General features: G+C 55.4%; 20 protein-coding genes. 13 read left to right on the top strand and 7 right to left on the bottom strand.

Annotation, left to right across the window (positions count from 1 at the left end):
• Window positions 1-111: 111 nt before the first annotated feature.
• The 3 genes from metF to metB form a co-directional block, all read right to left on the bottom strand.
• Window positions 112-1,008 carry a methylenetetrahydrofolate reductase gene (metF, locus tag AAGR08_RS19380; protein ID WP_097095657.1) on the bottom strand — a complete coding sequence of 299 codons (897 nt, stop codon included), beginning with the start codon at window positions 1,006-1,008 and terminating at the stop codon, window positions 112-114.
• A 218-nt stretch (window positions 1,009-1,226) separates the two neighbouring features.
• Window positions 1,227-3,659, bottom strand: coding sequence for a bifunctional aspartate kinase/homoserine dehydrogenase II (locus AAGR08_RS19375; RefSeq protein ID WP_097095656.1), 2,433 nt, complete (start codon window positions 3,657-3,659; stop codon window positions 1,227-1,229).
• A gap of 2 nt (window positions 3,660-3,661) precedes the next feature.
• Complete coding sequence (metB, locus tag AAGR08_RS19370; RefSeq protein ID WP_345827775.1) at window positions 3,662-4,822, bottom strand: cystathionine gamma-synthase; 1,161 nt, start codon at window positions 4,820-4,822, stop codon at window positions 3,662-3,664.
• Between the two features lie 274 nt (window positions 4,823-5,096).
• Here metB and metJ point away from each other — a divergent pair, with 274 nt between their 5' ends.
• Window positions 5,097-5,414 (top strand): met regulon transcriptional regulator MetJ, encoded by a 318-nt coding sequence (gene metJ, locus AAGR08_RS19365; RefSeq protein ID WP_007885403.1) that lies wholly within the window; start codon window positions 5,097-5,099, stop codon window positions 5,412-5,414.
• Between the two features lie 77 nt (window positions 5,415-5,491).
• On the opposite strand, the gene rpmE is transcribed toward metJ, so the two are convergent.
• Window positions 5,492-5,707 (bottom strand): 50S ribosomal protein L31, encoded by a 216-nt coding sequence (gene rpmE, locus AAGR08_RS19360; RefSeq protein ID WP_097095654.1) that lies wholly within the window; start codon window positions 5,705-5,707, stop codon window positions 5,492-5,494.
• A 225-nt stretch (window positions 5,708-5,932) separates the two neighbouring features.
• Between rpmE and priA the strand changes: the two genes are divergently transcribed.
• From priA to rraA, 6 genes are all read left to right on the top strand, one after another.
• Window positions 5,933-8,131, top strand: a complete 2,199-nt coding sequence (gene priA / locus AAGR08_RS19355) for a primosomal protein N' (protein WP_097095653.1) — start codon at window positions 5,933-5,935, stop codon at window positions 8,129-8,131.
• Window positions 8,132-8,297: 166 nt separating this feature from the next.
• Window positions 8,298-9,335, top strand: a complete 1,038-nt coding sequence (gene cytR, locus AAGR08_RS19350) for a DNA-binding transcriptional regulator CytR (protein ID WP_097095652.1) — start codon at window positions 8,298-8,300, stop codon at window positions 9,333-9,335.
• A gap of 151 nt (window positions 9,336-9,486) precedes the next feature.
• Window positions 9,487-10,371: a cell division protein FtsN gene (gene ftsN / locus AAGR08_RS19345; RefSeq protein WP_345827767.1), complete on the top strand. Its 885-nt coding sequence runs from the start codon at window positions 9,487-9,489 to the stop codon at window positions 10,369-10,371.
• A gap of 105 nt (window positions 10,372-10,476) precedes the next feature.
• Window positions 10,477-11,007, top strand: coding sequence for an ATP-dependent protease subunit HslV (gene hslV / locus AAGR08_RS19340; RefSeq protein ID WP_007885391.1), 531 nt, complete (start codon window positions 10,477-10,479; stop codon window positions 11,005-11,007).
• Window positions 11,008-11,018: 11 nt separating this feature from the next.
• On the top strand, window positions 11,019-12,356 hold the full coding sequence (gene hslU, locus AAGR08_RS19335) for an HslU--HslV peptidase ATPase subunit (RefSeq protein ID WP_007885388.1): 1,338 nt from the start codon (window positions 11,019-11,021) through the stop codon (window positions 12,354-12,356).
• Between the two features lie 154 nt (window positions 12,357-12,510).
• Window positions 12,511-12,996, top strand: coding sequence for a ribonuclease E activity regulator RraA (gene rraA / locus AAGR08_RS19330; protein WP_097095650.1), 486 nt, complete (start codon window positions 12,511-12,513; stop codon window positions 12,994-12,996).
• A gap of 50 nt (window positions 12,997-13,046) precedes the next feature.
• Here rraA and zapB read toward each other — a convergent pair whose 3' ends face one another.
• Window positions 13,047-13,286: a cell division protein ZapB gene (gene zapB / locus AAGR08_RS19325; RefSeq protein WP_097095649.1), complete on the bottom strand. Its 240-nt coding sequence runs from the start codon at window positions 13,284-13,286 to the stop codon at window positions 13,047-13,049.
• A gap of 420 nt (window positions 13,287-13,706) precedes the next feature.
• On the opposite strand from zapB, the gene AAGR08_RS19320 reads away from it, so the two are divergent.
• The 3 genes from AAGR08_RS19320 to glpX all read left to right on the top strand — a co-directional run bounded on the left by AAGR08_RS19320 (window position 13,707) and on the right by glpX (window position 17,201).
• A complete protein-coding gene (locus AAGR08_RS19320) occupies window positions 13,707-14,555 on the top strand; it encodes an MIP/aquaporin family protein (protein WP_097095648.1) in 849 nt (282 codons plus the stop codon).
• A 30-nt stretch (window positions 14,556-14,585) separates the two neighbouring features.
• Window positions 14,586-16,094, top strand: a complete 1,509-nt coding sequence (gene glpK, locus AAGR08_RS19315) for a glycerol kinase GlpK (protein WP_345827762.1) — start codon at window positions 14,586-14,588, stop codon at window positions 16,092-16,094.
• Between the two features lie 96 nt (window positions 16,095-16,190).
• Entirely contained in the window at window positions 16,191-17,201 is a 1,011-nt protein-coding gene (gene glpX, locus AAGR08_RS19310) for a class II fructose-bisphosphatase (protein ID WP_345827760.1), read from the top strand.
• Here glpX and emrD read toward each other — a convergent pair.
• Window positions 17,191-18,387, bottom strand: coding sequence for a multidrug efflux MFS transporter EmrD (emrD, locus tag AAGR08_RS19305; RefSeq protein ID WP_345827758.1), 1,197 nt, complete (start codon window positions 18,385-18,387; stop codon window positions 17,191-17,193). The genes glpX and emrD overlap by 11 nt on opposite strands.
• A gap of 420 nt (window positions 18,388-18,807) precedes the next feature.
• Between emrD and fpr the strand changes: the two genes are divergently transcribed.
• The 3 genes from fpr (at window position 18,808) to tpiA (ending at window position 21,139) form a co-directional block, all read left to right on the top strand.
• Window positions 18,808-19,554 (top strand): ferredoxin--NADP(+) reductase, encoded by a 747-nt coding sequence (gene fpr / locus AAGR08_RS19300; protein ID WP_345827757.1) that lies wholly within the window; start codon window positions 18,808-18,810, stop codon window positions 19,552-19,554.
• A gap of 106 nt (window positions 19,555-19,660) precedes the next feature.
• Window positions 19,661-20,251, top strand: coding sequence for a YiiQ family protein (locus AAGR08_RS19295; RefSeq protein WP_345827756.1), 591 nt, complete (start codon window positions 19,661-19,663; stop codon window positions 20,249-20,251).
• A 120-nt stretch (window positions 20,252-20,371) separates the two neighbouring features.
• Window positions 20,372-21,139 (top strand): triose-phosphate isomerase, encoded by a 768-nt coding sequence (tpiA, locus tag AAGR08_RS19290; protein WP_008109693.1) that lies wholly within the window; start codon window positions 20,372-20,374, stop codon window positions 21,137-21,139.
• 70 nt (window positions 21,140-21,209) lie between these two features.
• On the opposite strand, the gene AAGR08_RS19285 is transcribed toward tpiA, so the two are convergent.
• The gene (locus AAGR08_RS19285) at window positions 21,210-21,962 is read right to left on the bottom strand and encodes a CDP-diacylglycerol diphosphatase (RefSeq protein ID WP_345827755.1); all 753 of its coding nucleotides are present in this window, start codon (window positions 21,960-21,962) and stop codon (window positions 21,210-21,212) included.

Below are 21,962 nucleotides of genomic sequence, written 5' to 3'. Positions count from 1 at the left end.
CCTTTTTTTATGGGTTCTGCACCCTGGTGTCAGGTGCGCATGAATGCGCACCCTACAGAATCCGCACTGGCAAATTGTAGGGGCGCCATTCATGGCGACCACCGCATCACCTTAGGCGCTAATCCCTGGGCGCACGCCCAGCGTGTGGCAAATGGCGTAACTCATCTCGGCGCGGTTCAGCGTATAGAAGTGGAAATCCTTCACCCCTTCGCGCGACAGGATTTTCACCATGTCCATGGCAACGTTAGCGCCGACCATTTTGCGCGTTTCCGGATCGTTATCGAGGCCTTCAAACATCGCGCTCATCCAGCCTGGCACACGGACGTTGGTCATGGTGGCGAAGCGCTGCAGCTGCTTAAAGTTGGATACCGGCAGAATGCCCGGCACGATTTCAACGTCGATGCTGGCCGCGACGCAGCGATCGCGGAAACGCAGGTAACTTTCAACGTCAAAGAAAAATTGGGTAATGGCGCGGTTCGCACCGGCATCAATTTTACGCTTTAAGTTGATGAGATCGGCCTGCGCGCTTTTCGCTTCCGGATGTACTTCCGGATAAGCCGCCACAGAAATATCAAAATCGCCAACGTCTTTCAGCAACGCTACCAGGTCCGAACCGTACATTTCTGGTTTGCCGCCGCCCGGTGGTAAATCACCGCGCAGTGCCACGATATGACGAATGCCGCTGTCCCAGTAATCACGGGCGATGCCACGCAGTTCATCACGCGTGGCGTCGATACAGGTCAGATGCGGTGCCGCTTCTAAACCGGTCCGATCTTTGATGCCTTTAATAATGCTGTGCGTGCGATCGCGCTCACCCGAGTTGGCGCCGTAGGTCACGGAGACGAATTTCGGTTTCAGGCTGCTCAGCCGATCGATTGAGCTCCACAGGGTTTCTTCCATTTCGCTGGTACGTGGCGGGAAAAACTCAAAAGAGACATTAATTTGCCCATTCAGCTCAGCCAGGCTCTGGTTCAACGCTTCACGTTGATTGGCGTGAAAGAAACTCATCCTAATTACCTCATCATCACACAGCGATTATTTTTCGGCCCGCGAACATCCATACGTTTAGACGTCCAGATGCACAAAATGAACCATTACCGCGTTAGCGTCAACTTAAAATTAATCAGCAGGCGTGACAAATCTTCAAACAACGTGAAAGCGTTTCATGATGGGAGGGATAAAGTGAAAAAGGCAGACGAGGGGAGCCGTCTGCCTATTGCGGAAGGTTACAGCAGCTGTGCGAGGCGATTGATGTCAGATTGCAGTGCACCCGCCGTCACATCACGACCTGCGCCAGGACCGCGAATCACCAGCGGATTATCACGATACCAGCGGCTTTCGATGGCAAACACGTTATCGCACGGCAGCAGCGCGGCCAGCGGATGCTCAGGGCGTACCGCTTCCACACCGACGCGCGCTTTGCCATTGGCATCGAAACGCGCCACGTAACGCAGCACCAGACCCAGTTCCTGCGCCGCTTCCAGACGCTGTAGCATCTGCTCATTGAGCTCATCGGCATTTTCGAAGAAATGATCAATCGACTCACCGTCGCAAATCGACGGCACCAGCGATTCCACCCGCACCTGATCCGGCTCGATGTCGTAGCCCGCTTCGCGCGCCAGAATCACCAGCTTGCGCATCACATCCTGCCCAGACAGATCAACGCGTGGATCGGGTTCAGTCAGGCCTTGCTGCCAGGCCTGGTCGACCAGCTCGCTGAATGGAACCGTGCCGTCAAACTGCAGGAACAACCAGGAAAGTGTGCCAGAGAAAATGCCGCTGATCGCCAGAATGCTATCACCGCTTTCTCGCAAATCACGCACCGTGTGATTGACCGGCAAACCGGCGCCCACGGTCGCGTTATAGAGCCAGTGACGCCCGGTTTTGGCGAAGGCATCACGCACCTGACGCCAGCTCTGGCCGCTGGATGCACCGGCGACCTTATTGGCGCTGATCACGTGGAAACCGTGGCTGGCGAAATCATGATACTGCTGCGCCAGCTGCTCGCTCGCCGTGACGTCCAGCACCACCAAATCATCGAACGGGTGCGCGCGCATCCACAGGAACAGCGACTCTTCATCGCGCTCAACCGCTTCGTCATCGAAAAACGCCAGCGCGCGGCTGGCTTCCAGACCGTCGTAGCTCAGCAAACTGCGGCTGCTGTCCGCCACGCCCGCCAGCACATATTCAAATCCGGTACGCGCCGACAGCGTTTCCTGCTCGCGCGCAAACAGCTCCAGCCAGCGGGATCCAATATTGCCTTTGCCGAAAAGTATCAGGCCAATGCGCTTTTCCGCGCGGAACAGCGACTGATGCAAGCCCTGAATCAGGTGCTGCGTTGGCCCAACGCGCAGTACAGCAACAATGCTGATGTGATCTTCAGACTGCCAGACAAATTCCACCGGCTGATCTTTGATCTGCTGCCAGAAGCGATGGCTATGCAGCGGATTACGCGTTACGCCTGCTCCCACTAGCGCCACCAGCGCTAAGCCGTCGCGCAGCTGCAGATGACCCGGCAATGCGGCATCCTGCAGCAGATTAAAGGCGCTGTTCACCACTTCAGAGGTGTAACACAGCTGCAGCAGGCGGCGATCGGGATGAATCCCCATCGCCAGCGGCCGTAGCTGCGCGCGCTTCAGCAGCAGATCGATCTCTTTCTGCTGCGTTTTGAAATCGTGATTAGCCGGGATCTCAATCTCAACCAGACACACATCATCGTGGCTGGTGACGATGCGCGCACCGGTGCCAGATGCCAGCACGCGCTCGATGCGCGTCGAGCCCTGCTCCGGCTGATAGCTGCAGCGCAGCTGCAAATCGATATCGCTATTAGAAACCGGCTGCAAGGTGCGAGTGTGCAATACCGGCGCCGCCAGACGTGCCAGCTCGCTGGCTTCATCCAGACGCAGCAGCGGCAGCAGGCAGGCATCAGAGACTTTGCGTGGATCGGCGCTATACACGCCCGCCACATCGCTCCAGATGGTCACGCGACCCACACCCGCCAGCGCACCAATCTGCGTGGCCGAGTAGTCCGAGCCGTTACGGCCCAGCAAGACCGTTTCACCGGCATCGCTGCGGCTGATAAATCCGGTTACCACCAAACGCTTATGCGGATGCTGGGTCAACAGCTCCTGCAGCAGCGGCCAGGATTTTCCTTCATCCACCTGCGGCTGTGCGGCACGTTCGGCACGCAGGAAGTCACGCGCATCAAGCCAGGCCGCTTCAATTTCGCGCTGGCTTAATACTGCAGCCATTAAGCGCGCCGACCAGATTTCGCCGTGGCCGACCACTTCGGCATAAACCGCGTCGGTGATGGTGCCGTCGAGCAGTGCCGCCAACCGTTCCAGATCGCGTATAAAGGTAGAGGTCAGGGTTTCGGCATATTCAGCAGGCAGCAGCGCAGCAATAAGCTCGCTGTGAAAGCGGCGTAAAGCCTGTTGCACCTGATGGGCAGATAAGCGATCGCTCTGGCTTAATTTCAGCCAGCTAATCAACTGGTTGGTGGTGCTGCCTGCGGCAGAGACCACCATTAAGTCGCCTGGCTGGCTGTAATCCGCCATGATGCTGGCTACGCGTTGATAGCAACGTGCGTCGGCCAGGCTACTGCCACCAAATTTATGCAACTGCTTGATCGGCGTTCCCGCGCCTGCTGAAATCGTCATGGTTACCCCTCGGCTGCGATCCTGAATGCATTATCCAGATCGGCGATTAAATCTTCGTGATCTTCAATTCCCACTGAAATACGCAGCAGTGTTTCAGAAATTCCCGCTGCCGCGCGCGCTTCTGCAGACATGCCCGCATGCGTCATGGTCGCGGTATGCGAAATCAAACTCTCTACACCGCCCAGTGATTCAGCCAGCGTAAACAGCTGCAGTGCTTTCAGGAAGCGGCGCAGGCGCGCTTCATCAGCATCAATTTCGAAACTCAACATGGCGCCAAAGCCACGCTGCTGACGTACCGCAAACTCATGACCGGCGTTTTCCGGCAGAGACGGATGATACAGTTTTTTCACCAGCGGTTGTTGCTTCAGGTAATCAACAATTGCCAATGCGTTGCGTTGTGCGGCGGCGATACGCGGCGACAGCGTGCGTAAACCGCGTAGCAGCAGGTAGCTATCAAACGCGGCGCCAGTGACACCAATATTATTCGCCCACCAGGCAAGATCGGTCGCCATCGCCGGATCTTTAGAGATGACTGCGCCTGCAACCACATCGGAGTGGCCGTTCAGGTATTTGGTACAGGAGTGAACCACCAGATCGGCACCCAGCGCCAGCGGGTTTTGCAGCGCCGGGCTAAGGAAGGTGTTATCCACCACGCTAATCGCGCCGGCTTCGCGCGCGGCGGCACAAATGCTGGCAATATCAACCACGCGCAATAGCGGATTGCTTGGGCTCTCGACCAGCACCAGCTTTGGCTTCTCAGCTAATGCAGCAGCCAGCGCGGCTTTATCGCCCTGATCAACAAACTTCACGCGATAGGCACCGCGCTTACTCAGGCTATCGAACAGACGATAGCTGCCGCCGTAGCAGTCATGAGGCGCGACCAGTAAATCGCCCGGCTTCAGGAACACGGTGGTCACCAGATGAATCGCTGACATGCCGGTATTGGTTAAAACCGCACCTGCGCCCCCCTCCAGCTCCGCCAGCGCACGCTGAACCACATCGCGCGTCGGATTACCGCGGCGTGAATAGTCATGCGCGCGCGGCTCATTGAAGTCGAGGAAGTTATAAGTACTGGAGAGATGAATCGGTGGGACAACGCAGCCATATTGCTCGTCATCATTCAAACCGCTGCGTACTGCGATGGTTGCCTGTTTGCGCGTCATGGTGCCTACTGTTCCTGAAGAAAAAGAAGAGCAACAGAATAACATTCAGCGCATAGACGTCAATACATCTGGACATCTAAATGTCTTTGCGTATAGATTGAGCAAATCATCAATAACCGCTAAAATTGTCCGTCATCGCCTGGTGTTCAGCGCGCTTTCCTTTTCAAAAGCGATGCTCAAGCATAAAACCTGCGGTTTAAGGGGTCAGGTATCGAAAAATCGGGCATAATCAACGGATTTCCCCATATTCAACTTTTATTGATTAAGGTAACCCATGGCTGAATGGAACGGCGAATATATCAGCCCTTACGCTGAACATGGTAAGAAGAGCGAGCAGGTTAAGAAAATCACAGTTTCTATCCCGCTGAAAGTGCTGAAGATTTTAACGGATGAGCGTACACGCCGTCAGGTGAATAACCTGCGTCACGCCACCAACAGCGAACTGCTGTGTGAAGCCTTTTTGCATGCTTTCACCGGGCAGCCTCTGCCGAACGATGTCGATCTGCGCAAAGAACGCAGTGATGAAATTCCGGAAGAAGCAAAACAGATTATGCGTGAGATGGGCATCGATCCCGATAGTTGGGAATACTGACGCCAGAAATAAAAAAACCCAGCCGAAGCTGGGTTTTTTCTTGCTTCCGAATCGTGATGATTCGACGGCAAATAATCTTATTTCTTGCTTGCTGGCACGCTGAAACGCTTGTTGAAGCGATCTACACGGCCACCGGTGTCAGCAACACGCTGCTTACCAGTGTAAAACGGGTGGCATTTGCCGCACACGTCCAGGTTCAGACCAGAAGCCATGGTTGAACGGGTGTTGATCACGTTACCGCAAGAGCAAGTCATGGTTACTGCTTCGTACTTAGGGTGAATACCTTGTTTCATGGGAGAACCTCATAAAAGGCCGTGTCGCTCTCCGCGCCAGGCTCTCAGCCTGCACAGCACCACACGCGATTGAACATTAAGTGTATGCTCCGACGAGCAATCTCATCGAAGGCGGCATAGTATACAGAAATTAACCAGTTTTAGCAAATCACTACTCTAGATACCCGCTCAGTGTATCAGCGTGTACACTACTTCTCCTTAATTCAGAACCGGATAGAGATTCACATGCCCGTTGTTCAGGTTGCCCTGCCCGTTCCGCTACCTCGTCTGTTTGATTACTTGCTGCCTGCCGATGCGCCGCAGCCGGTGGCAGGCGCACGCGTGAATGTGCCGTTCGGCAATCGCAAAATGATCGGCATTGTAGTTGGTACGCGCGAAACCAGCGATCTCCCGTTAACGCAGCTCAAGCAGATTGAGAACGTACTCGACGATGAAAGTCTGTTCTCGCCCGCGCTGTGGCGCATCCTGCATTGGGCGGCTCATTATTATCACTCACCGCTCGGTGAAGTGCTGAGTCATGCGCTGCCGGTGCTGCTGCGCCAGGGCAAACCGGCGCAGGAAGCACCGCTGTGGCAATGGGTGATCAATGATGCTGGACGAGAAGTGGCGATGGAGAGCCTGAAGCGCGCGCCGAAACAGCAGCAGGCGCTGGCGATGCTGCGTCAGCAGCCGTTGTATCGTCATCAGGTCAGCGAACACGATTTTACCGATGCCGCCCTGCAAGCGTTGCGCGCGAAAGGCTTGTGCGATCTGCGTGAACACGCGCCGCAAATGCACGACTGGCGCAGCAGCTTCGCCGTAAAAGGCGAACGCCTGCGCCTGAATACCGATCAGGCGATGGCGGTGGGCGCGATGCGCAGCGAAGACGACCACTACGCACCCTGGCTACTGGCGGGAATTACCGGTTCGGGTAAAACCGAAGTGTATCTTAGCGTGCTGGAGAATGTGCTGGCACGCGGCAAACAGGCGCTGGTGCTGGTGCCGGAGATCGGCCTGACGCCACAAACAATCGCCCGCTTCCGCGAACGTTTTGATGCGCCGATTGATGTGTTGCACTCGGCGCTCAACGATAGTGAACGCCTTGCGGTTTGGCTGCGCGCGCGCAGCGGCGAAACCGCGATTGTTATCGGAACGCGTTCAGCACTGTTCACGCCGCTGGCGCGTCCGGGTGTGATCATTATTGATGAAGAGCACGATAGCTCGTACAAACAGCAGGAAGGCTGGCGCTATCAGGCGCGCGATCTGGCAGTATTTCGCGCCCATGAAGAAGACATCCCGATTGTGATGGGATCGGCCACGCCCGCGCTGGAAACCTTGCACAACGTACGCGTTGGCAAATATCGCCAGCTCAATCTCACCAAACGCGCGGGCAATGCCAAACCGGCGTTACAGCAGTTGATTGATCTGAAAGGTCAGCAGCTGAAAGGAGGATTGGCACCCGCGCTGCTCGGCAAAATGCGCCAGCATCTGCAGGCTGATAATCAGGTGCTGCTGTTTCTCAACCGCCGCGGTTTCTCACCGGCGCTGATGTGTCATGATTGCGGCTGGCTGGCAGAGTGCCAGCGCTGCGACAGCTACTACACGCTGCATCAGAATCATCGCCAGTTGCGCTGCCATCATTGCGATAGCCAGCGCCCGCTACCTAATCAGTGTCCGGGCTGCGGCTCCACACATTTGATGCCGGTCGGCGTAGGCACCGAACAGCTGGAACAGCAGCTCGGTACGTTATTCCCTGGCGTACCGGTGTCGCGCATCGATCGCGATACCACCAGCCGCAAAGGTGCGCTGGAGCAGCATCTGGCCGATGTGCATCGCGGCGGTGCGCGCATTCTGGTCGGCACACAAATGCTGGCGAAAGGTCACCATTTCCCGGATGTCACGCTGGTGTCGCTGCTGGATGTTGATGGCGCGCTGTTTTCCGCCGATTTCCGCGCCGCCGAGCGTTTCGCTCAGCTCTATACCCAGGTTGCTGGCCGCGCTGGTCGCGCCGGGAAACAGGGCGAAGTGTTGCTGCAAACCCACCATCCAGAACATCCACTGCTGCAAACCCTGTTGCATCGCGGCTATTTTGCCTTTGCCGATCAAACGCTGCTAGAGCGTCAATCAGTTCAGCTGCCGCCGTGGACCAGCCACGCCCTGTTCCGCGCCGAAGATATGGATAACCAGCAGGCAGCGGAATTTCTTACGCAACTGCGCAATTTACTGGAAGCCAGTCCAATGAAAGATGAGGCGATGTGGCTGATGGGGCCCGTTCCTGCACTGGCGCCTAAACGCAGCGGGCGCTGGCGCTGGCAGTTACTGGTACAACATCCGTCACGTAAACGTTTGCAACAGTTGCTGAGCGGATCGCTGCCATTGATCGCTACTTTGCCCGCCGCGCGCAAAGTGAAATGGACGTTAGATATCGATCCCACCGAGAGTTAAGCCACGCTACAACTGCGAGCCAGATCGAAAAAAGTCGCACAAGTCACAATTTTTATGCAAATTAAGTAACAACCCGGCGCGACCTTGGGTTAACAATAGTGCCGACCCGGTTGAAGCCCGGCATTCTCTGTAAATCAATGCGCTGTACCGCGTCAGGAGTTATACGTTGGACCAGAAGCAATCCTCAACCGCCGCCACCATGAAAGATGTGGCTGAGAAAGCCGGTGTTTCTACCGCCACGGTTTCACGTGCGTTGATGAATCCAGAAAAAGTCTCTGCCGCTACCCGGCTCAAAGTCGAAAAAGCGGTGCTTGCCGTGGGCTACGCGCCGCACGGTTTGGCGCGCAACGCCAAACGCGGTGAAACGCAAACTATTCTGGTGATTGTGCCGGACATCTGCGATCCCTTTTTCAGTGAGATTATCCGCGGTGTAGAAGTGACCGCCGCGCAGGAAGGTTATCTGGTCCTGATTGGAGATTGTGCCCATCAAAATCAGCAGGAAAAAACCTTCCTGAATTTAATGCTGACGCGGCAAATCGACGGCATGGTGCTGCTGGGTTCACAGCTGCCGTTTGATGCAGGCATTGAAGATCAGCGCAATCTGCCGCCGATGGTGATGGGAAATGAATTTGCCCCAGAAATGGCGCTGCCAACGGTGCACATTGATAACCTGACGGCGGCATTTGAAGCCGTTAATCATCTCTTGCAGCTTGGTCATCGTCAAATCGCCTGCATCACCGGACCAGAACACGTTCCGCTCAGCCAGTATCGTTTGCAGGGCTACATTCAGGCGCTGCGCCGCAGCAGCATCGCCATCGATCCCACCATGATTGTGCACGGTGATTTCACTTTTGAAGCAGGCGCCAGCGCGCTGAAGCAGTTAATGAGCTTGCCGCAGCCGCCAAAAGCCATCTTCTGCCATAGCGATTTGATGGCGCTGGGTGCCATGAACCAGGCGCGCAAACTTGGCATGCGCATTCCACAGGATTTGTCTGTTGTGGGTTTCGATGATATCGAGCTCGCACAATATTACGATCCACCCTTGACCACCGTCGCGCAGCCGCGCTTTGCTATCGGCCGCGAAGCGATGCTGCTATTACTCGATGAGCTGCAAGGGAAACGCGTGAATAACGGATCACGTCTGCTGGATGCGGAGCTGCGCGTACGCGGTAGTACCGCACCGGCGGCAAAACGCGAAAAATAGCGTAACGACCCCAGAATTTTCAGCCGATTCTGAAGGCAGACTGTGCTGGTCAAAGTTCCAGCCCTTGCGTAACATGGCGCATTCGTTGCCGGGCGATTAATCGCAATTTTTCACGCCCATTGGCATTTTTTTGAAGGGTATCAGAACGAAAGTGGCACAGAAAGATTATGTAGGCCGCGGGCGTTCAACAGGGACGCGTCGCAAAAAACCCGCCAGCCGCAGCAAGAAAAGCAAAGGCGGCTCCGGCACTTCAAAAATCATGATGATACTGGCTGTGGCCGTGCTGGTCACCTTTGCCGGTGGTTTATGGTTCATCTCGCACCATAAGAAAGAAGAGATTGAGGTTATTCCGAATCATAAAGCCAATGGTAACGGCCTGCCGCCGAAGCCGGAAGAGCGCTGGAAGTACATCAAAGAGCTGGAAAATCGTCAGATTACCGTTCCATCACCGACTGAGCCTTCGGCGGGTGGCGTACAATCACAAACTCAGCTAACCGATGAACAGCGCCAGCTACTGGATCAAATGCAGGCCGATATGCGCCAGCAGCCTACGCAGCTGAATGAAGTACCGTGGAATGAACAAACCCCGGCGCAGCGCCAGCAAACGCTGCAGCGTCAACAGGTACAGCAACAACAGCAGCAGGTGCAACAACGCCAGCAGCAACAGTTACAGCAGCAGCAGCGCCAACAGCAGTTGCAGCAGCAACAGGCCGCGCGTCAGCAGCAGCAACCTGCGCCGATCACGCGCGAGCCAACGCAGCAGAGCAAGCCGCAGGAAACCGCCAGGGCGAAACCTGAAGAGAAAACCTCTTCGCAACGCTGGATGGTGCAGTGTGGTTCGTTCAAAGTCACCGATCAGGCGGAATCCGTGCGCGCCGGTCTGGCATTTGAAGGATTTGAGAGCCGTATTACGACCGGCGGTGGCTGGAATCGCGTGGTGATCGGACCGTTTAAAGATCGCAGCAGCGCGGACAGCACGGTCAAACGCTTACACAGCTCCGGCCACGGGAGTTGTATTCCCCTCGCTTTACCTTAAATTCTTTAGGGGTTGAAACTCCCCAATCCTGCCCCATATCTGGTTGCATGATACTCCGCGCCGAGTGCGCGGAGTTCCTTTTCTACTGCAACAAGGGGTCTGCCCGTGACAACAATAGTAAGTGTACGACGCAACGGCCAGGTAGTGATTGGCGGTGATGGCCAGGCTACGCTCGGCAATACCGTAATGAAAGGCAATGTTAAAAAAGTCCGTCGTCTTTACAACGATAAAGTGATCGCTGGCTTTGCTGGCGGTACCGCAGATGCCTTCACCCTGTTTGAACTGTTTGAGCGCAAGCTGGAGATGCACCAGGGTCATTTGGTGAAAGCGGCGGTCGAACTGGCGAAAGATTGGCGTACCGATCGCATGCTGCGCCGCCTTGAAGCGCTGCTGGCGGTCGCTGACGAAAACGCCTCACTGATCATCAGCGGCAACGGCGACGTTATCCAGCCGGAAAATGACCTGATTGCGATTGGTTCTGGCGGCCCTTACGCTCAGGCAGCAGCACGCGCACTGCTGGAGAACACGGACATTGGTGCACAAGATATTGTGGAAAAGGCGCTGAACATCGCCGGCGATATCTGTATCTACACCAACCACAACATCAACATCGAAGCATTGCCGTCTAAGGCGTAAGGATCAAAATCATGTCCGAGATGACTCCACGCGAGATTGTCAGCGAGCTTAACCGCTTTATTATCGGCCAGGACGGCGCAAAAAAGGCGGTCGCCATCGCCCTGCGTAACCGCTGGCGCCGCATGCAGCTCGACGAAGAGCTGCGCCACGAAGTCACGCCGAAAAATATTCTGATGATTGGTCCTACTGGTGTGGGTAAAACCGAGATAGCGCGTCGCCTGGCCAAACTGGCTAACGCACCGTTTATTAAAGTAGAAGCGACCAAATTCACTGAAGTCGGTTATGTCGGTAAAGAAGTCGACTCTATTATTCGCGACCTGACCGACTCAGCCATTAAGATGGTGCGCAGCCAGGCGATTGAGAAGAATAAATACCGCGCCGAAGAGATGGCGGAAGAGCGCATCCTTGATGTGCTGATCCCACCGGCGAAAAATAACTGGGGCCAGGCTGAGCAAGCGGCTGAGCCCTCGGCAGCGCGTCAGTCTTTCCGCAAGAAACTGCGCGAAGGCCAGCTGGACGACAAAGAGATTGAAATCGATCTGGCCGCTTCCTCAGCCGGCGTTGAAATCATGGCGCCTCCTGGCATGGAAGAGATGACCAGCCAGCTGCAATCGATGTTCCAGAATCTCGGTGGCCAGAAGCAGAAGCCGCGTAAGCTGAAAATCAAAGAAGCGATGAAGCTGTTGATTGAAGAAGAAGCGGCCAAGCTGGTGAATCCGGAAGAGCTGAAGCAGGATGCCATTGATGCGGTTGAGCAGCACGGCATCGTGTTCATCGACGAAATCGATAAAATCTGTAAGCGCGGCGGTCAGAATGCCGGCGGTCCAGACGTTTCACGTGAAGGTGTGCAGCGCGATCTGCTGCCGCTGGTTGAAGGCTGCACCGTATCCACCAAGCACGGCATGGTGAAAACCGACCACATTCTGTTTATCGCATCCGGTGCGTTCCAGGTTGCCAGCCCTTCCGATCTGATTCCAGAGCTGCAGGGCCGTCTGCCGATCCGCGTTGAGCTGCAGGCGCTGACCGTCAACGACTTCGAACGTATCCTGACCGAACCGAATGCCTCGGTGACCGTACAGTACAAAGCGCTGATGGGTACTGAAGGGGTTAACATCGACTTTACCGATGATGCGGTGCGTCGTATTGCCGAAGCAGCGTGGCAGGTGAACGAAACCACTGAGAACATTGGTGCGCGTCGTCTGCATACCGTGCTGGAGCGTTTGATGGAAGATATCTCCTATGACGCCAGCGATCGTAACGGCGAGTCGATTACCATCGATGCCGAGTACGTTGGTAAGCATCTGGATGAGCTGGTGGCCGACGAAGATCTCAGCCGCTTCATTCTGTAAGCGTCGTCCCCGCTATTCCCGCCCGGCCACTGCGCCGGGCTTTTTATTACGCAGGATATTGATGCAGCGCTTTTTTTGGCGGTTGATGATTTTGCCAACAATCGCCAGATAGCGATATACTTAGCGCTCCTGTGGCAAACAGACGAAAACCCTCATGAAATACGATACATCTGAACTCTGTGACATCTACCACGAAGCTGTGAACGTTGTTGAACCGCTTTTTTCTAACTTTGGTGGGCGCAGCTCATTCGGTGGTCAAATCACCACAGTGAAATGTTTCGAAGACAACGGCTTACTCTACGATTTGCTGGAAGAGAATGGTCGGGGTCGCGTATTGCTGGTGGATGGCGGCGGCTCGGTACGTCGCGCACTGGTCGATGCTCAGCTGGCGACTTTGGCAGCGCAAAATGAGTGGGAAGGCATTGTGATTTACGGTTCGGTGCGTCAGGTTGATGACCTGGAAGAGCTGGAAATCGGCATTCAGGCGATTGCGGCAATTCCGGTAGGAGCAGCGGGTGAAGGCATTGGCGAGAGTGACGTACGCGTTAACTTTGGCGGCGTAACCTTCTTCTCTGGCGATCATCTGTATGCCGACAATACCGGCATTATCCTGTCTGAAGACGCGCTCGACATCGAGTAAGCCGCAACAAAAACGGGTGCCGCGGCACCCGTTGGTTTAAGCGATAACGCTTAAACTTCTTCCATTTTTCCCAGCAGTGCCCGCAGACGATCCTGCCAGACGTGCTGCTCTTCTTTCAGATGCTGATTTTCACGTACCAGCGCATCCTGGTTGCCTGAAGCCTGGCTGACTTCGTTTTTCAGGTTATTGTTTTGCTCTTTCAGCTCTTCAATTTCCATCTGCAGCAGAGTGATGGTATCAATCGCCTGCTGTACTTTCGCTTCCAGTTTCTCGAATACTTCAAATGACATCTTTCTGACCTCTCCTAAATCTTGCAAGGCGTTGATGGGGCTGGTGCATGCCTTATTATGGTGCGCTCAACCACGATGACTCGATTGTATGTAGCCAAACCCAGCAAGTCCAGCGGCACAAGGCCTGCGAGGGCAGTCTGTAACACTTTTCAGTCAATGCCTAAAAAAATGCGCATCTTCGCGCATTTGTGTGGGCGATCACCTAAAGATCTTTCCGCCAGATAGGGTGAATGGGCCTTAAAGAAACGCAAAAGACGCGAAAACGCGCATTTTTATGACGCAGTACACAATTTTCAATTTCGCTATTTCTCGTTTATGCTCGTTAACGATAAATTCACATCAACCCTACATTAAAAGCTGGGCGACTCATGGATGAGAACAAAAACTGATAAAATTTAACCTCGCTTCAGGAATGCCATTATGAGTCAAACAACTAACACACTAACAGGTCAGTGCATCGCCGAATTTATTGGCACCGGTTTGATCATCTTTTTTGGTGCAGGCTGCGTTGCCGCACTGAAATTAGCCGGTGCTGCGTTCGGTCAGTGGGAAATTTGTATTATCTGGGGTTTAGCAGTATCCATGGCGGTCTATCTGAGCGCCGGTGTCTCAGGCGGGCATCTTAACCCAGCCGTCACCATCGCGCTGTGCCTGTTCGCAAACTTTGAAGGTCGTAAAGTTGTCCCGTACATCCTGGCGCAGGTTGCCGGCGCCTTCTGCGCTGCCGCGTTGGTTTACGGTCTTTACTACAATTTGTTCGTGGATTTTGAAACCAGCCACCAGATGGTACGCGGTAGCGTCGAAAGCCTCGATTTGGCCGGTATCTTCTCTACCTATCCGAACCCGCACATCAGTGTTGGTCAGGCGTTCCTGGTGGAGATGGTGATTACGGCAGTACTGATGGGCGTGATTATGGCGCTCACCGATGACGGCAACGGTGTTCCACGTGGTCCGCTGGCCCCACTGTTGATTGGTCTGCTGGTGGCCATTATCGGTGGTGCCATGGGTCCACTGACCGGCTTCGCACTGAATCCAGCGCGTGACTTCGGTCCGAAACTGTTCGCCTTCTTCGCCGGCTGGGGCAACGTCGCGTTCACCGGTGGCAAAGATATTCCTTACTTCCTGGTTCCGATTTTTGGCCCGCTGATCGGTGCCTGCCTCGGAGCCTTCGGTTATCGCTCACTGATTGGTCGTCACCTGCCAGTTAACGTTGCGGAAGCCAGCACAGCAGAAAAACCGGTTGCACGCGCTCAGCAGCGTAAAGCCTAAGTTTCATTGATACATCATCAGGAAAGCACAATGACTACTGATAAAAAATATATCGTTGCACTCGATCAGGGCACAACCAGCTCACGCGCCGTGGTGCTCGATCATGATGCCAACATCGTTGCGGTTTCCCAGCGCGAATTTACTCAGATCTACCCGAAGGCGGGTTGGGTTGAACATGATCCAATGGATATCTGGGCGTCACAAAGTTCAACGCTGGTGGAAGTGCTGGCCCATGCGGACATTAACTCTGACCAGATCGCGGCAATCGGTATCACCAACCAGCGTGAAACCGCCATCGTGTGGGATAAAGAGAGCGGTAAACCTGTCTACAACGCCATCGTTTGGCAGGATCCACGCACCGCCGATTACTGTAACAAGCTGAAGAAAGAGGGCCTGGAAGAGTACATCCAGCACACCACCGGTTTGGTGATCAACCCTTACTTCTCTGGCACCAAAGTGAAGTGGATTCTCGATAACGTTGAAGGCGCACGTGAGCGTGCTAAACGCGGCGAGCTACTGTTTGGTACCGTTGATACCTGGCTTATCTGGAAAATGACGCAAGGGCGCGTGCACGTTACCGATCACACCAACGCCTCGCGTACCATGATGTACAACATCCACAAGCTGGAGTGGGATGAGCGCATGCTGGAGATCCTCGATATCCCGCGCGAAATGCTGCCAGAAGTGAAAGGTTCTTCAGAAGTGTACGGCCAGACCAACATTGGTGGTAAGGGCGGTACGCGTATTCCTATCGCCGGTATCGCCGGTGACCAGCAGGCGGCGCTGTATGGCCAGCTGTGTGTACAACCGGGTATGGCGAAAAATACCTACGGCACCGGTTGCTTCATGTTGATGAACACCGGTACTGAAGCGGTAACGTCAACACACGGTCTGCTGACCACCATCGCCTGCGGTCCGCGTGGTGAAGTGAACTATGCGCTGGAAGGTGCGGTGTTTATTGGTGGTGCGTCAATTCAGTGGCTGCGTGATGAAATGAAGCTGATCAGCGATTCGACGGACTCTGAATACTTTGCGCTGAAAGTGAAGGACACCAACGGTGTTTACATGGTGCCCGCCTTCACCGGTTTGGGTGCGCCTTATTGGGACCCGTATGCACGCGGTGCAATCTTCGGTCTGACGCGCGGTGCCAACGCCAACCACATCATTCGCGCCACGCTGGAATCGATTGCTTACCAGACGCGTGACGTGCTGGAAGCAATGCAAAACGATGCCGGCACCCGCCTGCAATCGTTGCGCGTGGATGGCGGTGCGGTTGCCAACAACTTCCTGATGCAGTTCCAGTCAGACATTCTCGGCACGCGCGTTGAGCGTCCGGAAGTGCGTGAAGTGACTGCGCTGGGTGCGGCTTATCTTGCTGGCCTGGCGGTCGGCTTCTGGGGCGATCTGGAAGAAGTGCGTGCTAAAGCGGTGATTGAACGCGAGTTCCGTCCAAGCATCGAAACCACCGAACGTAACGTGCGTTACGCCGGTTGGAAGAAAGCCGTTGCCCGTGCGAAAGCATGGGAAGACGAAGAGTAAAATCCTGCTGACCCGCGGCGCCCTGCCGCGGGTTTTTCCCCCGTCACTCTTCCCCGCTGTGTTAAACTGCCCGCCTGTTTTTTGTCAGGTGCAACCATGAAACGAGAACTCGCGATTGAATTTTCCCGCGTGACCGAAGCCGCCGCTCTGGCGGGCTATCACTGGTTAGGACGCGGCGATAAAAATGCGGCCGACGGCGCAGCCGTTCATGCCATGCGCATTATGCTCAACACTATTGATATCGACGGCCAGATTGTGATTGGCGAAGGCGAAATCGACGAAGCGCCGATGCTGTATATCGGTGAGAAAGTCGGTACCGGTCACGGCGACGCGGTGGATATCGCCGTTGATCCCATTGAAGGCACGCGCATGACGGCAATGGGCCAGGCCAACGCGCTGGCGGTGCTGGCGGTGGGCGATAAAGGCAGCTTCCTGCACGCACCTGATATGTACATGGAGAAACTGATTGTCGGGCCAGGCGCACGCGGCGCCATCGACCTCAATCTGCCGCTCGATATCAATCTGAAAAATATCGCGCTGGCGCTCGGCAAACCACTTAGCCAATTAACCGTTTCGATTCTGGCTAAACCGCGCCACGATGCGGTGATTGCTCAGCTGCAGCAGCTCGGCGTGCGCGTGTTCACCTTCCCGGATGGGGATGTTGCAGCCTCGATCCTCACCTGTATGCCGGATAGCGAAGTGGATGTGATGTACGGCATCGGCGGCGCGCCAGAAGGCGTGGTATCAGCGGCGGTCATTCGTGCAATGGATGGCGATATGCAGGCGCGCCTGCTGGCGCGGCACGTGGTAAAAGGCGACAGCGAAGAGAATCGCCGCCTGGGTGAAAATGAACTACAACGCTGCGCCGAAATGGGCATTGAAGCGGATCAGGTGCTGAAGCTGGATCAGATGGCGCGTAACGATAACGTGATCTTCGCCGCCACCGGCATCACCACCGGCGATTTGCTGAAAGGCATCACGCGTAACGGCAACATCGCCACCAGCGAAACCCTGCTGGTACGCGGCAAATCGCGCACCATTCGCCGCATCCAGTCAATCCACTATCTGGACCGCAAAGACGCGGCGCTGCATCAATTTATCCTGTAATCGCCTGCTTGCCGCTCTCCGGATGACGCGAGAGCGGCCACCAGCACAGCAGCATCACCAGCGATGTCACAAACATCAGCATGCCGAGGCTGGATTGATCGTGCTGCGGCAGCAGAGCTGACAGCCACGCAACCACGCCAGAACCGAGGTTCTGCAAGCCACCAATTAATGCACCAGCACTGCCCGCCAGCCACGCGTACGGCTCCATCGCCCCCGACGTTGCCAACGGGAACAACATGCCCGCGCCAAAGAAGAACAGCGCAGCCGGCACCAGCAGCGTCCAGATATTCATCACGCCAAACCAGGCGGGAACCCACATCAATAAACCCGCCAGCAGGCAGCTGTTCACGCCGTACCACATCAGCGTGTGCCAGGATTTCTGCTCGCGTCCGGCAAACCACGCCCCAAAGAATGCCGCCGGAATCGGCAGGATAAACAGGACGCTGACGGTCAAACCATCCAGCCCCAATACGCCGCCCATCAGCACGCCGCAGCTGGCTTCGAATACCGCGATGCCCGCCAGCGCGCCAATCAGCAGCAGCAGATAACGCACGAAATTGCCGTCGCTGAGCAACGTGGCATAACGCTTCAGGAACGGCGTCGCAGGCGTATCCACTGGACGGGTTTCCGGCAGCCAGCGAGCCATCGACGCGGTAACGCCGAGGCATAGCAGCAGCAGGAAGGCGAAACAGGCGTGCCAGCCAAACAGATGCGTCAGCAGCGCGCCAATCACCGGCGCCAGCAGGGGGCTGACCAGAATGCCCATGTTGAGTAAGCTGTTCGCCTGGCGCAGTGCGATGCCAGAGTAAAGGTCACGCGGCATGGTACGCGCCATCACGCCCGCCACGCCGGTACCTAAACCTTGCACTGCGCTGCCCACGACCAGAATATCCAGCGAGGGCGCGAACATGGCGATCAACGCACCGCTAGCAAAGATCGTCATGCCGATAAGGATCACCGGACGTCGGCCAACGCTGTCCGAAAGTGGACCATAGATCAGCTGCGATCCGCCGTAGGTCATCAGATAGGCGGCCATCACCTGCTGAATGGCGCCGCTGTGCACATTGAGCGTCTCAGCCATATTGGCCATCGCCGGAACATAGATGGTTTGCGCCATCTGCCCCACCGCCACCAGCACGATCAGCATGAATAATAGAAAGCGATTTTGCGTTTTACTTATCAACATGGAACAAAATGTCTGCCTGAGAAACAAAGAATAAGCAGCACAAAACAGGCCGCTTCGGATTGATGGCGGCAAAAATATCAGGATTCAGTGACAAATCGAAAGGCGCCGGCAAAGCTGTAGTGTCTTAAGCCGTCAAGGTTGACGTCCAGATTGTAAACCGGCCGCTACAGTTGCTGATCTGTGCGCTGCGTTTGTCGCTAAGAGCCCTTTGCTGGACGCGAGGGTGGTAATCCGTGAGGTCAATAGCGATCATATAGCCTAAATAATTCGAGTTGCAGGAAGGCGGCAAGTGTGTGAATCCCCGGGAGCTTACATGAGTAAGTGACGGGGGTGAGCACACGTAGCCATCGCAGCTGCACCAAGAGTAGGCCCCATGAGGGGGCTTGAAGTATGACGGGTAATCAACACTAAGGAGCCAACATGGCAGAGTGGATCAATGCTGAAGTGAAAGAAGTAAAAAACTGGACCGATGCACTGTTCAGTCTGCGCGTCGAAGCGCCCATTGATACCTTTACCGCAGGTCAGTTTGCCAAGCTGGCACTGGAAATTGACGGCGAGCGTGTGCAGCGCGCCTACTCTTACGTCAACGCACCGCAGGATCCGCTGCTGGAGTTTTATCTGGTCACCGTGCCGGAAGGCAAACTGAGTCCACGTTTGCAGGCATTGCAGCCCGGCGAACAGGTGATGATTACCAAAGAAGCCGCTGGGTTCTTTGTGCTCGACGAAATTCCTGACTGCCAAACGCTGTGGATGCTGGCGACCGGCACGGCGATCGGTCCCTATTTATCGATTCTGCAACAGGGCGAAGATCTGGAACGCTTTGAGAACATTGTGCTGGTACACGCCGCGCGCTTCGCCGATGACCTGAGCTTTCTGCCCTTAATGCAGCAGCTGCAGCAGCGTTATCAGGGCAAACTGCATATCCAAACGGTGGTGAGCCGCGAAGAGATCGCCGGTTCGCTGCACGGTCGTGTACCGCAACTGATTGAGAGCGGCGAACTGGAGCGTGCGGTCGGCCTGCCGCTCACCGCAGAAACCAGCCATGTGATGCTGTGCGGAAATCCGCAAATGGTGCGCGATACCCAACAGTTGCTGAAAGATACCCGTGAGATGCGTAAGCATTTCAAACGCAAACCCGGCCATATGACCAGCGAGCATTACTGGTGATACGTGCGAGGCGAAGAATGTCAGATTTTTCCCAATGTGGGTTTTGACTTTCCCCGGTAAAAACCGTTCTAATCGTGGGCTAAGTGAATGATTTAGGGCCGAAGCAATGAACAACCTGCCAGTCGCGCTGCTGCTTGGCCTCGCACTGACATTTCCCGTCTGGGCGGAGGATGCACCTGCATTGGATCGTAGCGATCATCTGCCTGCTGCGCCCTATCTGCTGGCGGGTGCGCCGACGTTCGATATGACCGTTGCGCAGTTTCGTGAAAAGTACAATGCCGCCAATCCCAATGAACCGCTGCAGGAATATCGCGCCATTGATAATCGCGGCGATAAAAGCAATCTGACGCGTGCTGCCAGCAAAATCAGCGAAACGCTGTACGCGTCTACGGCTTTGGAACAAGGCACCGGCAAGATCAAAACCTTGCAAATCACCTGGCTGCCCGTTCCTGGCCCCGATATGAAAGCCGCTCAGGCGCGCGCCATGGATTATATGACCGCCCTACTGCGCTTCTTCATCCCTGGCTTGTCGGCCGAGGATGGGCGCAAAAAGCTCGATTCTCTGCTGAGCGCGGGTAAAGGCGCACGTTATTTTTCCCGCACCGAAGGCGCACTGCGTTTCGTGGTCGCGGACAACGGCGACAAGGGTTTAACCTTCGCCGTTGAGCCGATAAAACTGGCGCTCGCGACACCCTGATCACACCGGCAAAAATGACGAAAAGCAAAGCCAGCAACCCATTTGATCTCTATACTGTCTCGCAGACATCGCTGCCCGATGGCAGCGCTATTTCATGAATCGCGTTATGCGGAGGAAAGAATGCGACATCCACTGGTTATGGGTAACTGGAAACTGAACGGTAGCAAGCAGATCACTAAAGAGCTGATTGAAGGCCTGCGCAAAGAGCTGTCTGGTGTTGATGGTTGTGGCGTAGCGATTGCCCCGCCGGCTATCTATCTGGACCTGGCGAAACACGCCATTTCCGGTAGCCACATCGCTCTGGGTGCTCAGAATGTCGACGTGAATCTGTCTGGCGCATTCACTGGCGAAACGTCTGCAGACATGCTGAAAGACGTCGGCGCGAAATACATCATCATCGGCCACTCTGAGCGCCGCACCTACCATAAAGAAAGCGACGAGTTCATCGCGAAGAAATTTGCCGTGGTGAAAGAAGCTGGCCTGGTGCCGGTTCTATGCATCGGTGAAACCGACGCAGAAAACGAAGCAGGCAAAACTGAAGAAGTGTGCGCACGTCAGATCGACGCCGTGCTGGAAACGCAGGGCGCAGCAGCGTTCGAAGGCGCAGTCATCGCTTACGAGCCAGTTTGGGCCATCGGTACCGGTAAATCCGCTACCCCAGCGCAGGCTCAGGCCGTGCACAAATTCATTCGTGACCACATCGCGAAGAAAGATGCCGCTATCGCACAGCAAGTGATCATTCAGTACGGCGGTTCAGTGAACGATAAAAATGCCGCTGAGCTGTTCACCCAGCCCGATATCGATGGCGCTCTGGTTGGCGGTGCATCCCTGAAAGCGGATGCTTTCGCCGTGATCGTGAAAGCCGCAGCAGCAGCGAAAAACGCATAATCTTTCGTTGTTGATGCAGAAAAGGCGGCTGATTAGCCGCCTTTTTTATGGGTCGCCATCAATGCCGCCCCTACAAGATCCTGCATTGATGATCCTGCAACTCTTCCGCTGAACCGCGGTTCAACGTCAACCAGTTACGTTCCAGTGCCAGCAGCGCTAAGCGCCCATCCGGCAGTTGCGCCAGCGCCATGCCATATTTGCCCATTTCCCTACGTGCGTTAGGCACTTCATCCGCCAGACGAATAAAAGCACTTTGCTGCGCCAACTCCGCCGTAGAAAGCGTTCGCACCCAATAGCGATGTTTCAGCAGCGTTTCGTTCTGCCACTGCGCATTAAGTCTTGGTGCCAGTGTATCCAGCTGCTGACGGACATCCGGTCGCAGGCAGGAAATATGAATATGCAGCTGATTCTGCGTGCGCCCATATTGCGCATTGATCGCCAGCGACAGCGCGCTGTCAGCAATGGGTGCGCCGCGCTTCTGCGCGAGCAAAACACGCTGTTGCCAGGCATCGGCAAACAGATTCGGCGTTGCGGGATTGAGAATGATGGGGCTTTCCATGCCGGTGATTTTTTCTATCGGCATCAGCAGATACTGCAATGGACCATTGAGATCTTTCAGCGTGACGTAACCCTGGGCGGTATTCACCTGTTGGCAAGGCGCAGGTTTGCCGCTGGCTGCCATATTTGGCACGCATTTCTCGCTAATGATCTGCCATAAGGCATCGCTGTTTTTTTGTAGGTGAAGAGCACCGCCGATCAGTCCAACAATCAACAGCACCAATAATGCGGTAAGCAACTTCAGGGTACGATGACTGCCCTGCAT

Origin of the sequence: Pantoea sp. BRR-3P (assembly GCF_039621635.1) — a bacterium.
Taxonomy (GTDB): domain Bacteria; phylum Pseudomonadota; class Gammaproteobacteria; order Enterobacterales; family Enterobacteriaceae; genus Pantoea; species Pantoea floridensis.
This window is presented reverse-complemented; position numbering and strand designations above follow the sequence as displayed.